This window comes from Streptomyces sp. NPDC102514 (assembly GCF_055584525.1).
Map to the genome: position 1 here is coordinate 133,534 of NZ_JBVJLW010000009.1, position 13,369 is coordinate 146,902.

General features: G+C 70.2%; 10 protein-coding genes. 3 read left to right on the forward strand and 7 right to left on the reverse strand.

The features are described from left to right. Window positions 1-39: 39 nt before the first annotated feature. Genes ACZ60E_RS23715 through ACZ60E_RS23725 form a run of 3 tightly spaced genes read left to right on the forward strand, consistent with a single transcriptional unit; the run spans window position 40 to window position 3,646 of the window. Entirely contained in the window at window positions 40-555 is a 516-nt protein-coding gene (locus ACZ60E_RS23715) for a PadR family transcriptional regulator (RefSeq protein ID WP_384809566.1), read from the forward strand. Continuing rightward, entirely contained in the window at window positions 552-1,349 is a 798-nt protein-coding gene (locus ACZ60E_RS23720) for an ABC transporter ATP-binding protein (protein WP_453796042.1), read from the forward strand. The genes ACZ60E_RS23715 and ACZ60E_RS23720 overlap by 4 nt, the downstream gene beginning before the upstream one ends. A gap of 5 nt (window positions 1,350-1,354) precedes the next feature. Further along, on the forward strand, window positions 1,355-3,646 hold the full coding sequence (locus tag ACZ60E_RS23725; protein ID WP_469442916.1) for an ABC transporter permease: 2,292 nt from the start codon (window positions 1,355-1,357) through the stop codon (window positions 3,644-3,646). A 414-nt stretch (window positions 3,647-4,060) separates the two neighbouring features. Here the strand turns inward: ACZ60E_RS23725 and pgi are convergent, their stop codons facing one another. From pgi to ACZ60E_RS23760, 7 genes are all read right to left on the reverse strand, one after another. After that, window positions 4,061-5,716, reverse strand: a complete 1,656-nt coding sequence (pgi, locus tag ACZ60E_RS23730; RefSeq protein ID WP_469442918.1) for a glucose-6-phosphate isomerase — start codon at window positions 5,714-5,716, stop codon at window positions 4,061-4,063. A 302-nt stretch (window positions 5,717-6,018) separates the two neighbouring features. Beyond that, window positions 6,019-6,354, reverse strand: coding sequence for an RNA polymerase-binding protein RbpA (locus tag ACZ60E_RS23735; RefSeq protein ID WP_003957010.1), 336 nt, complete (start codon window positions 6,352-6,354; stop codon window positions 6,019-6,021). Window positions 6,355-6,590: 236 nt separating this feature from the next. Further along, window positions 6,591-6,821, reverse strand: coding sequence for a preprotein translocase subunit SecG (secG, locus tag ACZ60E_RS23740; protein ID WP_384809574.1), 231 nt, complete (start codon window positions 6,819-6,821; stop codon window positions 6,591-6,593). A 160-nt stretch (window positions 6,822-6,981) separates the two neighbouring features. After that, window positions 6,982-7,758, reverse strand: a complete 777-nt coding sequence (gene tpiA / locus ACZ60E_RS23745; RefSeq protein ID WP_267025780.1) for a triose-phosphate isomerase — start codon at window positions 7,756-7,758, stop codon at window positions 6,982-6,984. Window positions 7,759-7,764: 6 nt separating this feature from the next. Next, complete coding sequence (locus ACZ60E_RS23750) at window positions 7,765-8,976, reverse strand: phosphoglycerate kinase (RefSeq protein ID WP_453792708.1); 1,212 nt, start codon at window positions 8,974-8,976, stop codon at window positions 7,765-7,767. Window positions 8,977-9,106: 130 nt separating this feature from the next. Further along, window positions 9,107-10,117, reverse strand: coding sequence for a type I glyceraldehyde-3-phosphate dehydrogenase (gene gap, locus ACZ60E_RS23755; RefSeq protein ID WP_328497057.1), 1,011 nt, complete (start codon window positions 10,115-10,117; stop codon window positions 9,107-9,109). A gap of 191 nt (window positions 10,118-10,308) precedes the next feature. Continuing rightward, on the reverse strand, window positions 10,309-13,260 hold the full coding sequence (locus tag ACZ60E_RS23760) for a M14 family metallopeptidase (RefSeq protein ID WP_469442925.1): 2,952 nt from the start codon (window positions 13,258-13,260) through the stop codon (window positions 10,309-10,311). Window positions 13,261-13,369: the final 109 nt, after the last annotated feature.

Sequence of the window (13,369 nt, forward strand, 5' to 3'; positions counted from 1 at the left end):
TTTTTTGAAGATCCACAGCGGAGGAAGGGGAGAGCACGAGTGCGGCTGCCCCTCCTGGCCCTGCTGGCGCGCGGTCCGGCCCACGGGTACGAGCTCAAGCAGGACCTTGAGCAACTGCTGGGCGCCGCGTACCCTCAGCCGAACGTCGGCCAGATCTATGTGACCCTCGGCCGCCTCGAGAAGTCGGGACTGATCGAGGGCGAGGAAGTCGAGCAGTCGAGCCGGCCCAACAAGAAGATCTACCACCTCACCGACGCCGGACGTGAAGCACTGCACGCCTGGTACGAGGAGACGGCGGACGAGCCGCGCGTACGGGACGAGTTCTTCATGAAGCTCGCCCTGGCACCGCGGACCGGACTGGCCGACCAGATCGCCCTGATCAACAAACAACGGCGCGAGTACCTGAACACCATGCGCAACCTGTCGAAGCTCGCCGCGGCCGAGAGCCGGGACAACCGCATCTCCCAGCTGCTCATCGAGGGCGCCATGCTGCATCTGCAGGCCGACCTCGACTGGCTGGAACGCTGCCAGGAGGAACTGGAGGAGCTGGAATGAACCGCGCCACTCCCCGTACCGCGTCCCGTAACCCCGTTCCTTCGCCGCGCGCCGGTGACACCCCGCTCCTGCGGGCCGAGGGCCTGGTCAAGACCCACTACGGCGAGGGCGCCCCCGCGCACGCCGTGCGGGGCGTGGACCTCTCCGTACGGCAGGGCGAGTTCGTGGCCGTCACCGGCCCCTCGGGCGCCGGGAAGTCGACGCTGCTGCATCTGCTCGGCGGGCTCCAGCGGCCGGGCTCCGGCAGCCTCTGGCTGGACGGCGAGTGCACCGACGCGTACAGCGAGGCCCGCTGGGCGGTCGAGCGCAGGCGCCGGATCGGCATCGTCTTCCAGTTCTTCAACCTGGTCTCGAACCTGTCGGTCGCCGACAACGTCGAACTGCCCGCCCTGCTCGCCGGCCTCTCCCCCAGGCAGGCGCGCGCCGAGCGCGAGCTGCTCCTCGACGAGCTGGGCCTCGCGGGCAAGGAGCGCAGCATGCCGGGCGAGCTGTCCGGCGGCGAGCAGCAGCGCGTCGCGCTGGCCCGCGCCCTGGTCAACCATCCGCAGCTGCTGCTGGCCGACGAGCCCGCGGGCAGCCTCGACAGCAAGGGCACCCGCGAGGTGACCCGGCTGCTGACCCGGTTCCACCAGCGCGGCCAGACGATCGTGCTGGTCACGCATGACGCACGGCTCGCGAGCGCCGCGGACCGGGTGATCAGCTTCTTCGACGGCCGGATCGCCGACGACGCGGCCCTCGACACCGCGCCCGCCCGTGGCACGGGGATATCCGGCGTGCTGGAACTGAGGGACTGAGCGGCGTGCGGGCCACTCTGCGCTGGGCGCACGCCGATCTGCGCTCGCATCGCGGCGAGGCGCTGTTCATCGTGCTCGCGACCGCCGGGATCGTCGCCTCGCTGCTGCTGGCCACGGCGCTGTTCGGGTACGCGACCAACCCCTGGCAGCGGGTCTTCACCCAGTCGCAGGGCGCGCACGTCTGGATCCACACGGGCCCCTCCGCCGACGCGGCCGGGCTCGCCGAGCTGGACGGGGTCGCGTCCGTCGCGGGCCCGTACCCCACCGCCGCCGCGACCCTGGCCTCGCGCGGCACCCGCGCCTCCGTCGAGCTGCGCGGCACCGTCGACCGGCCCGCGACCGGCCGTCCGCTGCTCGCCGCGGGGCGCTGGCTCGACCCCGGCGTCCCGGACGGTGTGGTGCTGGAGAGCGGCCTCGCACGGGCGCTGTGGGCCGAACCCGGGGACGCGCTGACCGTGCCGGGCACGGACCGGACACTGACCGTGGTGGGCATCGCGGACAGCGCCGAGCCCCGCTACAGCCCCGGTGAGCGGCCGGGGCTCGTCTGGGCGCTGCCCGCCGCCGTGCGGAGCACCGACGGGCGCGACGGCCAGGTGACCGGGCTGCGGCTGACCGACCCCGACGACACGGACTACGCCGTCCAGCGCGCCGTCACCCTCCTCGGCGCCAAGGCCGTCACCGATGTCTCCAACTGGCAGCAGGCCCGGGCCGAGGCCCAGGGCGGCAACCGGCTGCTCGGCCAGGTCCTCGGCCTCTTCGGCCTCGCCGCTCTGCTGGCCGCCGCGCTGGCCGTGCACGGCGCGATCGGCACCCGGATCCGCGGTCATCTGCGGGACATCTCGGTACTGAAGGCGATCGGTTTCACGCCGGGCCAGGTCGTACGGATCTTCCTGCTCCAGCATGTGGCGTTCGCGCTCCTCGGGGCCGTGCTCGCCGCGACCCTCATCCAGGCCCTGGGCAGCCGGACACCGGGGCGTCTCGGCGACGCGGTCGGCGTGTGGCAGGGCCTGCCGGGGCACACGGCCGCGCTCCTCGGCGTACCCCTGGCCGCGGTGCTGTTCATCGCCGCGACGACCGGCCTCGCGGCCTGGCGCGCCGGGCAGGTGCCTCCCGTGCCGGGGCTGCGGGCCGCGGCACCGCTCGGCGGCGGTCTTTCCGGTCTGTCGCGCCGGGCGCTCGGGCTGCGGCTGCCGTCGGCGCTGGTCCTGGGCTGGCACAAGGCGTTCACGCGCCGGCCGCGTTCACTGGCCGCGGTGGCCCGGCTGGCGCTGCCGCTGCTGCTGATCGTCGTGGCGATGAGCGCGTGGACCACCATCGACCGCTTCCAGCACAGCCCGGACCGGATCGGCCTCGCGGCGGCGCTCACCGTACGGGCCGACGCCTCCCTGACCGATCCGGACGTACGGGCCCTGCTGGCCGGCCATCCGCAGGTCGCCGCGGTCCATCCGGGGGTCGAGGTGGCCGCGCTGGTCCCGGGCCAGACGGGCACGATCGCGTTGCGCGGGCTCGGCACCCGCGCGGACCCCTATCCGTTCGCGCTGGCCGAAGGGCGCCCCGCGCACGGTCCCGACGAGGCGGTGGCCGGTCAGGGGCTGCTCGACCTGCTGGACGTACGGGTCGGGGACTGGGTGCGGATGACGGTCGGCGCGCAGCCGCAGATCCTGCACATCGTGGGGCGCAGCATCGAGCCGGAGAACGGCGGCCGGGTCATCTCCACCTCGCTCGACACCCTCCGGGAGAACGACCCGGGGCTCGAAGCGGCGCTCTACCAGCTCCAGCTGCGTCCCGGCGCGGACCCGCACCGGGTGGGCGCCGAGCTGACGGAGGCCGCGCACGGCGACCTCAGCGCGCACGCCGTGCCGAACCCGGCGGACGGGCTCTCGCCGTTGCGCGGGGTCGTCGTGGGGCTCATCGCCGTGCTGGCCCTGATCGGCCTCATCGAACTGCTCACGGCGATCGGCGGGACGGTCCGCGAGGGCGAGCGGGATCTGCTGGCGCTGAAGGCGATCGGGCTGACCCCGCGGCAGATCACCGCGATCACGGTGACGGCCACGGGGTGCTACGCGCTGGCGGCGGTCGTCATCGGTACGGCGCTGGGGGTACCGCTGGCGCGCTGGCTGATCGACGCGCAGGGGCGGTCGAGCGGGATCGGCGCGGGGATCGCGCAGGGGCCGTCGCCCGCGCTCCTGGCCCTCTTCGCGACGGCCGCGGTCCTGGGCGCCGCGGCGCTCGCCGCGCTACCGGCATCCCGCGCGTCCCACCACCGCCTCGCGGACACACTGAGCGCGGTGGCCTGAACGCCCACTTACGGCCGGACGTGCGGTGCGGCTCCGGTGGGGGCCGTTCGCGCCGTTCCCCGCGCCCCCTGCGGGGCTTGGGGCGGTGTGGATCGTGCGGGTGCGTGGGGGTTGCCCGCGCCCCCCCCTGCGGGGCTTGGGGCGGTGTGGATCGTGCGGGTGCGTGGGGGTTGCCCGCGCCCCCCCTGCGGGGCTTGGGGCGGTGTGGATCGTGCGGGTGCGTGGGGGTTGCCCGCGCCCCCCTGCGGGGCTTGGGGCGGTATGGATTGTGCGGGTGAGTGGGGGTTGCCCGCGCAGTTCCCCGCGCCCCCAAAGGGGCGAAAGCAGGGGCGCAGCCCCGCTTTTGAGGGGCGCGGGGAACGGCGCGAACGGCCCCCACCGGCCCGCAGGTGAAATGCCCGCCCCGCCAGGCGCCTAGCCGCGTCCGCGCAGCGACCGGTACAGGCTCACCAGCGCCGTCGTGGACCCGTCCAGACCAGGCACCTCAGCCCCCTCCGTGAGCGCCGGCTCAACCCGCTTCGCGAGCACCTTGCCCAGCTCGACCCCCCACTGGTCGAAGGAGTCGATGTTCCACACAGCCCCCTGTACGAACACCTTGTGCTCGTACAGCGCGATCAGCTGACCAAGAACCGACGGCGTCAAGGAACGCGCGAGGATCGTCGTCGTCGGATGATTCCCCGCGAACGACTTGTGCGCCACCAGCTCCTCGGCCACTCCCTCCGCCCGCACCTCCTCCGGCGTCTTGCCGAAGGCCAACGCCTGCGTCTGCGCGAAGAAGTTGGCCATCAGCAGATCGTGCTGCGCCTTGAGTCCGTCGCTCAGCTCGGCGACCGGCTCGGCGAAGCCGATGAAGTCCGCCGGGATGACCTTCGTACCCTGGTGGATGAGCTGGTAGTAGGCGTGCTGGCCGTTCGTCCCCGGCGTGCCCCACACCACCGGCCCCGTCTGCCACTCGACCGGATTCCCGTCACGGTCGACGGACTTGCCGTTGGACTCCATGTCCAGCTGCTGCAGGTACGCCGTGAACTTGGACAGGTAGTGCGAGTACGGCAGCACCGCGTGCGACTGCGCGTCGAAGAAGTTGCCGTACCAGACACCCAACAGACCGAGCAGCAACGGCACGTTGGACTCGGCGGGCGCGGTACGGAAGTGCTCGTCGACGAGGTGGAAACCGTCGAGCAGCTCCCGGAACCGGTCCGGCCCGATCGCGAGCATCAGCGAAAGACCGATCGCGGAGTCGAACGAGTACCGACCGCCGACCCAGTCCCAGAACTCGAACATGTTCGCCGTGTCGATCCCGAAGTCGGCGACCTTCTCCGCGTTCGTCGACAGCGCCACGAAGTGCTTGGCGACGGCTTCCTGACCGGCCTTCAGTTCGGTCAGCAGCCAGTCGCGCGCCGAGGTCGCGTTGGTGATCGTCTCGATGGTGGTGAAGGTCTTCGAGGCGATGACGAACAGCGTCTCGGCCGGGTCCAGGTCCCGCACGGCCTCGTGCAGGTCGGCCCCGTCGACGTTCGACACGAACCGGACCGTCAGATCCCGGTCGGTGAAGGACCGCAGCACCTCGTACGCCATCGCCGGGCCCAGGTCGGAGCCGCCGATGCCGATGTTGACCACGTTCTTGATGCGCCTGCCGGTATGTCCGGTCCACTCGCCCGAGCGGATGCGCTCGGCGAAGCCGGACATCTTGTCGAGGACCGAGTGCACGGCCGGTACGACGTTCTCGCCGTCGACCTCCACGACCGCGTCCCGCGGGGCGCGCAGCGCGGTGTGCAGGACCGCCCGGTCCTCGGTGACGTTGATCTTCTCGCCGCCGAACATCGCGTCCCGCAGGCCGAAGACGTCCGTCGCCGCGGCCAGTTCACGCAGCAGCCGCAGCGTCTCGTCGGTGACCAGGTGCTTGGAGTAGTCGACGTGCAGGTCGCCCACCTGGAGCGTGTATGCGGCGCCTCGTCCCGGGTTCCGCTCGAACAGCTCGCGCAGGTGCGCCCCGGCGAGTTCGTCCCGGTGCTCCGCCAGTGCGGTCCACTCGGGCGTCTGGTTGAGCCTGGTACGGCTTTCTGCGTTCATCTCGGACTTCCGCCTCTTTCCTGCCAGTGCTGCGTACCTTGCGCCGCTACCGGTCCCAACCTAATTGATCAGGGTGACGTGGGCTGTCGTCCCGCCGTCGTCCGGCTCAACAACAGATACGTGCGGTTCACCCGCAGGTGTCAGCATGGCGACGGAGAACCCGCACGCCCCAGGGCGTACGAAAAATACGCCGTGAAAAAAGGGCGTCCGGCCCGAGACACGAGCGGCCGGACACCTCTCGGTGTCCGGCCGGTTCGCAACTCCTGAATGTCGCGCCGCTCATGGGATGCCGCGCGTCGCTCCTAGATCTCGCCCCGCAGTTTGGCGAGCGCCTCGGCGAGGATCGCCTCGCCGTCCGCGTCGCTGCGCCGCTCCCGTACGTACGCGAGGTGCGTCTTGTACGGCTCGGTGCGCGGCGGGTCCGGCGGGTTGTCCCGGTCCTGTCCGGCGGGAAAGCCGCAGCGGGGGCAGTCCCAGGTGTCGGGGACCTGCGCGTCGCTGGCGAAGCTGGGCTGCGTCTCGTGCCCGTTGGAGCACCAGAAGGAGATGCGCAGCCGGGGCGCGGACTCGCCACGCTCGGCCTCGCCCATCGGCCCCGCCCCGACCCGGCTTCCTCGGATCGCGTTGCCACTTGCCACGGTCGTAACTCCCTGCGTGATGGTGCCGCGAAGCGAGTCGGCGTGACGCTTCGCTGCGGGCGCCTCAGTCTACGTAAGGCCCAACGCGCGTCCAGTGATAGGAGTTACACCCCCGCGCACAGACGCAAGCCCCATGATAGGCCGCGCCTGCGGGCGCGTACCGGACATGGGGCCTTACGTGCGGAATGTGCTTGCGTAATGTGCGTTCGTGCTGCGGTGCCGATGTGGGCCGGTGGTCAGTTGTTGACCTTCATCAGGATGCCCAGCACCACGATGGAGGCGAACCACAGCAGGCCGACCACGAGGGTGATGCGGTCGAGGTTGCGCTCGGCGACCGAGGAACCGCCGACGGACGACTGCATGCCGCCGCCGAACATGTCGGACAGACCGCCGCCCTTCCCCTTGTGCATCAGCACCAGCAGCATCAGCAACAGGCTGAAGACGATCAGGGCGATCGAGAACCCCATAACCACGGCTGGACCAACTTCCTCGGACTTGGACGGACGACTCTTCGACGGACGACGGGGGCCGGAGCTTCGGGTACGAAGCCGCCCGGCCCCCGCAAGGGTACGACGTAACACCGCTACCGCATACTCGCAGCTCGGCGCTTCACATCCGGAGCGCGGTCTACTGGTCGCGGAACCGGACGATCTTGACGAAGTCGTCGGCGTCCAGCGCCGCGCCACCGACCAGCGCGCCGTCGATGTCGGGCTTCGCCATGATCTCGGCGACGTTGCCGGACTTCACCGAGCCGCCGTACTGGATCCGGACGGCGTCGGCGACTTCCTGCGAGTACAGCTCGGCGAGCTTGCCGCGGATCGCCGCGCAGACCTCCTGGGCGTCGTCGGCGCCGCAGACCTTGCCGGTACCGATGGCCCAGACGGGCTCGTACGCGATGACGATCGACTCTGCCTGCTCGGCGGGGAGGTCCTTGAGACCGCCCTCGACCTGGCTGAGCGTGTGCGTGACGTGGTTGCCCGCCTCGCGGACGTCCAGTTCCTCGCCGACGCACAGGATCGGGGTGAGGCCGTGCTTGTACGCGGCCTTCACCTTGGCGTTGACGATCTCGTCGGTCTCGGCGTGGTACTGGCGGCGCTCGGAGTGGCCGATCGCCACGTACGTGCACTTGAGCTTGGCCAGCATCGCGCCGGAGATCTCGCCGGTGTAGGCGCCGGAGTCGTGCGCCGAGATGTCCTGGGCGCCGTACTTGATCTTGAGCTTGTCGCCGTCGACCAGGGTCTGTACCGAACGCAGGTCCGTGAAGGGCGGCAGGACCGCGACCTCACAGGCGTCGTAGTCCTTGTCGGCCAGGGCGAAGGCGAGCTTCTGGACATGGGCGATGGCCTCGAGGTGGTTGAGGTTCATCTTCCAGTTGCCCGCCATCAGCGGCGTGCGAGTGGTCATACGGGGTCAGTCCTCCAGTGCGGCGAGACCGGGGAGCGTCTTGCCCTCAAGGTATTCGAGGGAGGCGCCGCCACCGGTGGAGATGTGGCCGAATGCGTTCTCGTCGAAGCCCAGGATGCGGACGGCCGCGGCGGAGTCGCCACCGCCGACGACCGTGAAGGCCTGGGAGTCGAGCAGGGCCTGGGCGACCGCCTTGGTGCCCTCGGCGTAGTCGGGGTGCTCGAAGACGCCCATCGGACCGTTCCAGAACACGGTGGCCGCGTCGGCGAGCTTCGAGGCGTACAGGGCGCCGGTCTCGGGACCGATGTCCAGACCCATCTGATCGGCCGGGATGGCGTCCGCGGCGACGGTGGTGGGGTCGGACGGCGCCTTCGTCTTCAGGTCGGGGAAACCGGCCGCGACCACGACGTCGACGGGGACGACCAGCTCGACGCCGTTCTTCTCGGCGCGCTCGACGTACTCCTTGACGGTGGGCAGCTGGTCGTCCTGGACCAGGGAGGCACCGATCTCGTACCCCTTGGCCTTGAGGAAGGTGAAGGCCATGCCGCCGCCGATGAGGAGCCGGTCGGCCTTGCCGAGCAGTTCGTCGATGACGGCGAGCTTGTCGGAGACCTTGGAGCCGCCGAGGGCGACCACGTAGGGGCGCTCGACGTCCTCGGTGAGCTTCTTCAGGACGCCGACCTCGGTGGCGATGAGGTGGCCGGCGTAGTGCGGCAGCCGTGCCGGGAGGTCGAAGACCGAGGCGTGCTTGCGGTGCACGGCACCGAAACCGTCGCCTACGTAGACATCGGCCAGAGCCGCCAGCCGGTCCGCGAACTCGCCGCGCTCGGTGTCGTCCTTGGACGTCTCGCCGGCGTTGAAGCGCAGGTTCTCGACGACCGCCACCTGGCCGGGCTGCAGCCCGTTCACGGCGTCGTGGGCGGCCGGTCCGACGGTGTCCTGGGCGAACGCGACGGGCGCGCCGAGGAGCTCGCCGAGCCGCTCGGCGGCGGGCAGCAGCGAGAAGGCGGGGTCCGGGGTGCCCTTGGGGCGGCCCAGGTGCGAGGCGACGACGACCTTGGCACCGGCCTCGGCGAGCGCCTTGACGGTCGGCAGGACGGCGCGGATGCGGCCGTCGTCGGTGATGAGACCTTCGGCCAGCGGCACGTTCAGGTCGGCGCGCACGAAGACCCGCTTGCCGTCGACCCCTTCGGAGAGAAGTTCGTCGATCGTCTTCATAAGTGGACTCCTAGGGAAGCTCTTGTGTCCGAGAGAGGGCTGATCGCTCAGCACGTGCCACAGGGCCCGGGGTGCGCGGCGGTGCGCTGCCCGGGCCCTGTGCTCACACGAGGTGCCTTGCTTCTTGGACCTAGAGCTGTTCGCCGACGAAGACCGTGAGGTCGACGAGGCGGTTGGAGTAGCCCCACTCGTTGTCGTACCAGCCGAGGATCTTCACCGTGTTGCCCTCCTGGACCATGGTCAGGGAGGAGTCGAAGGTGCAGGAGGCCGGGTCGCCGACGATGTCGGAGGAGACGATCGGGTCCTCGGTGTACGTCAGGAAGCCCTTGAGGTCGCCGTCGTCGGAGGCCTTCTTGAACGCGGCGTTGACCTCGTCCTTGGTGACCTCGCGCTGCAGGGTGACGACCAGGTCGGTCGCGGAGCCGGTCGGGACCGGGACGCGCATCGCGATGCCGTCGAGCTTGCCCTTGAGCTGCGGGAGGACCAGCGCGGTGGCCTTGGCGGCACCCGTGGTGGTCGGGATGATGTTCTCGGCGGCGGCGCGGGCGCGGCGCAGGTCCGAGTGCGGGAAGTCCAGGATCCGCTGGTCGTTCGTGTACGCGTGGACCGTCGTCATCAGACCCTTGACGATGCCGAAGTTCTCGTCGAGGACCTTGGCCATCGGCGCCACACAGTTGGTGGTGCAGGAGGCGTTCGAGATGACGTGGTGGTTGGCCGCGTCGTACTTGTCCTGGTTGACGCCCATCACGATCGTGATGTCCTCGTCCTTGGCCGGAGCCGAGATGAGGACCTTCTTGGCGCCGCCCGCGATGTGCTTCTCGGCGTCGGCCTTCTTGGTGAAGATGCCGGTCGACTCGATGACGATGTCGACGCCGAGGTCGCCCCACGGGATGTCGGCGGGGTTGCGCTCCGACAGCACCTTGATGGTGCGCCCGTCGACGGTGATCGTGTCGGCGGTGTGCGACACCTCGGCCTTGAGGCGGCCCAGAATGGTGTCGTACTTGAGCAGATGAGCGGTGGTCGCGGTGTCACCCAGGTCGTTGACAGCCACGATCTCGATGTCTGCACCCTGCTCCAGCAGCGCGCGGAAGTAGTTACGACCGATGCGGCCAAAGCCGTTGATGCCTACGCGGATCGTCACGAACCGATCTCCTCGTTAGGTACGCCGGCTTTAGACGCCGGCGAGTTGTATGGGATGTCCCCGACCGCCTACGACCCTACCTCCCTGAGGCTCCCGGGGTGACATCGAGATGCCCCATACACGGCAGGGCGGTCCGTACCCGCCAGTAGGGGTACGGACCGCCCTCGGGGTCAAGGCCCCGCGGGGCCGTGTCAGCCGCCGATCGCGGCCAGTGCCTTGCCCAGGAGGGCCGTGCGATCGGCCGCCGCGGTGACGTGCTCCAGGCCGAATCCGAACAGCACGGTGTCACCGGTCGTGACCGCGCCGTACGTCTTGAACAGCTCGCCGGACAGGCCCCAGTCCTGAACGACCGCGGGGCTGCCCGCGGGCGGTCCGGGTACCTTCCAGGCGCCGAGGGAGGTCTCGAAGCCCTCGGTCTCGGTCGCCGTGCCGCCGATCACGACGGAGGCGTTGTCGGCGAGGACCCCGTGTCCGCCGGAGCCCGGGTCGGTGATGTAGCTGATCGACACCTCGACCGTCTTCCCGGCGTACGCGGACAGGTCGAACTCGACCTGCTGCCAGCCCGCGGAGGCCCCGGTGAAGCTGTTCCAGGAGCCGCTGGTGCCGGTCGGGGTGCACGCGGTCGCGCCCCGGGTCAGGTAGCGCGTGAGTGCGGGGTGTCCCTGGATGAAGAACCCGGCCTCGCACTCGGCGGGAACGGCCGTACTGGTGGCGCCGCCGTTGTCGGGGAGCGTGGTCCAGTCGTCGGCCCCGGCCGTGTGCGCTTCGAGCACCGCGTGGTCGTAGCCCTCCTCGGTGTCCCACAGGAGCTGGGTGCGCAGCGCGGGCGCCTGGGCCGCGCTCACCCCGGTGAGGTCGATGGTGCGGGTGAGCCGGTTCCAGGCGTAGTCGGTGTGCGTGACGGCCGCCATGGACGCGCCTTCGTAGGGGCCGTACGGGTTGACGGTGCCCGGGTATCCGCCGCCGCCCTCACTGGCGAACTGCGGGAACCGGTCGACCGGCAGGGTGTCCGAGGTGACGCTGTAGGCGCCCGCCGCGTTCAGCGGATTGCCGGGCGTGTCGCCGAGCGGTCCCCCGGTGCCCGCGAGCTTCCCCGCGCCGGTGAAGGCGGTGGCGCCCGGAGTCGTCGTACGGGAGTAAGCGCCCAGGTAGTACTGGCTGAAGTCGTTCGTCAGGGCGCCCGGCAGTGCGACCTGGCCGCCCGCCTGCTCGCCCGCCTCGATGAGCTTGCCGCCCTCGTTGAGGTAGGCGCGCAGCTGCAGCTGGGTGGTGTAACCGGGCCGGTCGGCGCCGGTGTAGTGGACGACGCTCCTGAAGTGGCTCAGAATCCCGAGCGCGTCGGGCGCGCCCTGGGTGGTGACGTCCCAGACGACGGCCTTGCGGCCGTTGGCCTGCAGCGCGTCGACGTAGGTCTGCGCCTTCGTCGCGGCGACGCCCTCCTCGGCGATCACCAGCGTGCCGGCGCGCGGCCGTTCGGCGACGGTGTACGTGAAGTGCGTGCTGGAGGTGGGCTTTCCGGCGCGGGTCTCGCCGCTGAACCAGACCTCGACCTTGTCGCCCGGTGCCCCGTCGCGGACCTTCGCGCGGTACTCGTCGAAGTACAGGTTGTCGTCGCCGCCGTAGGTCTCGCCGCCCTTCCAGGCCTTGAGCGACTGGGCCTTCGTACGCCCGTTGTTGACGCGGTACTTCAGCTCCTTGTCGCGTACGGACCTGCGGGCGACCACGGAGACTTCCTGGTCGGCGCCGCGGGAGTACGACGTGGCGAAGGGGGCCGGGGTGAAGTCGGGGGCGTCGATGCCGACCGAGGACTTCGGCTGGTCGGGCTTGGCCGCCGACTCGGCGACGGAGAGCGCGAACGGGATGTTCTTGACGAACTCTTCCTGGATCAGCTTCTCGTCGTCCGGGAAGGTGAAGACCGACGCGCAGTCCGCGGCGTTCCAGGCGTCGTCCGGGTAGAGGTTCGACACGGTCTGGCAGGTCGACATCTCAGGGGTGAACATCGCCGTGCCGTTGACGTTGGACGCGTGTCCGTCGGCTTCGCCGTTGGTCGTGTAGAGCTCGGAGGACACCTGCGGGCGGTAGCCGGGGATCGCCGAGTTCTCCGGGGTGCCGGCGAGGGACTTGTAGAGCACGTCGTCGGGGCTCGGGGTCGCCACCTGCCAGCCGACTCCGTAGAGGAGCAGTTCGGCGGCGGAGTGGTAGTTGATGCCGTAGTCGAAGCCGATGCGCTTCTCGAAGGTGTCGATCGCCTTGGTCTCGGGCTCGGACCCGGCGCTCGCACCGCGGTAGGTCTGGCTGGTCGGATACGGCGAGGACCCCTCGTCGTCGTAACCCCACTTGTAGGCGAAGTTGCGGTTGAGGTCGACTCCGTCGCCGACGGTCAGGGCGCCGTCGCCGTTGACGTCACGCAGGTTCTTGCGCCACTGGCGGTCGCCCTCCGGCTTGAACGTCCAGTCGTAGCCGTCCGGGTTCGCGGACAGCACGAACCACAGCTCGGTGGAGTCCACGAGCTTGGTGATGCGCTGGTCCTTGCCGTAGTTGTCCAGGTAGTGGTGGAGCAGGCGCCGGGTCATCTCGGGCGTGATCCACTCACGGGCGTGCTGGTTGGACATGTACAGCACGGAGGGCTTGGCGCCGTCCTTGGTCTTCTTGGCGCCCTTGGAGAGCTTCAGGGCCAGGATGTCCTGCCCCTGGAGGGTCTTGCCGATGGAGACGACCTTCGTCAGGTTCGGGTTCTGCTGGCCCGTCCTGACGATCTCCTCCTTGAGGTTCCCGGCGCCGCTGTACGGCCGGAAGACGCCGTCCCCCGCGGCGGCCACGCGGGCGCGTGCCTTGGCCGAGAGCTTGTGCTCGGCGAGGTCGACGCCCTTGTCCTCCAACTCATCGGCCTGCTTGTCGGTCAGGTAGACCTCGACGCCGGCCGTGCCCTTCTGCGGTACGCGTTCGCTCAGCTCGTGGCCGTCCTGGCCGGCCGCGAGGAGCAGGGGTACCTGCTCCTTCGTGACGTCGGCGCGGAACACCTTGACCTCGTCCGCGCCCGGGCCGGCCGCGGCGCCGGGTTCCGCCTGCGCCATGGGTGCGGCGACCACTCCGCCGAGCAGGAGTGCGCCGGCAGCGAGGATCGATCTCGCTCTTCGTCTCATGAGCCCCCCTTGCGGTAGTCCGCCACTGCGGCGAACAGATGCCAGGCTTATGACAGTTCATGGTCAAGTCAATAGCGCGACACGCTCCACGAGGGGGTGACGCGGTTGC

Coding starts and splice junctions, on each gene's coding strand:
- ACZ60E_RS23720 (WP_453796042.1), top strand. CDS start 552: ATGAACCGCGCCACTCCCCGTACCGCGTCCCGTAACCCCGTTCCTTCG.
- pgi (WP_469442918.1), bottom strand. CDS start 5,716: ATGAACGCAGAAAGCCGTACCAGGCTCAACCAGACGCCCGAGTGGACC.
- secG (WP_384809574.1), bottom strand. CDS start 6,821: ATGGGGTTCTCGATCGCCCTGATCGTCTTCAGCCTGTTGCTGATGCTG.
- tpiA (WP_267025780.1), bottom strand. CDS start 7,758: ATGACCACTCGCACGCCGCTGATGGCGGGCAACTGGAAGATGAACCTC.
- ACZ60E_RS23750 (WP_453792708.1), bottom strand. CDS start 8,976: ATGAAGACGATCGACGAACTTCTCTCCGAAGGGGTCGACGGCAAGCGG.
- ACZ60E_RS23760 (WP_469442925.1), bottom strand. CDS start 13,260: ATGAGACGAAGAGCGAGATCGATCCTCGCTGCCGGCGCACTCCTGCTC.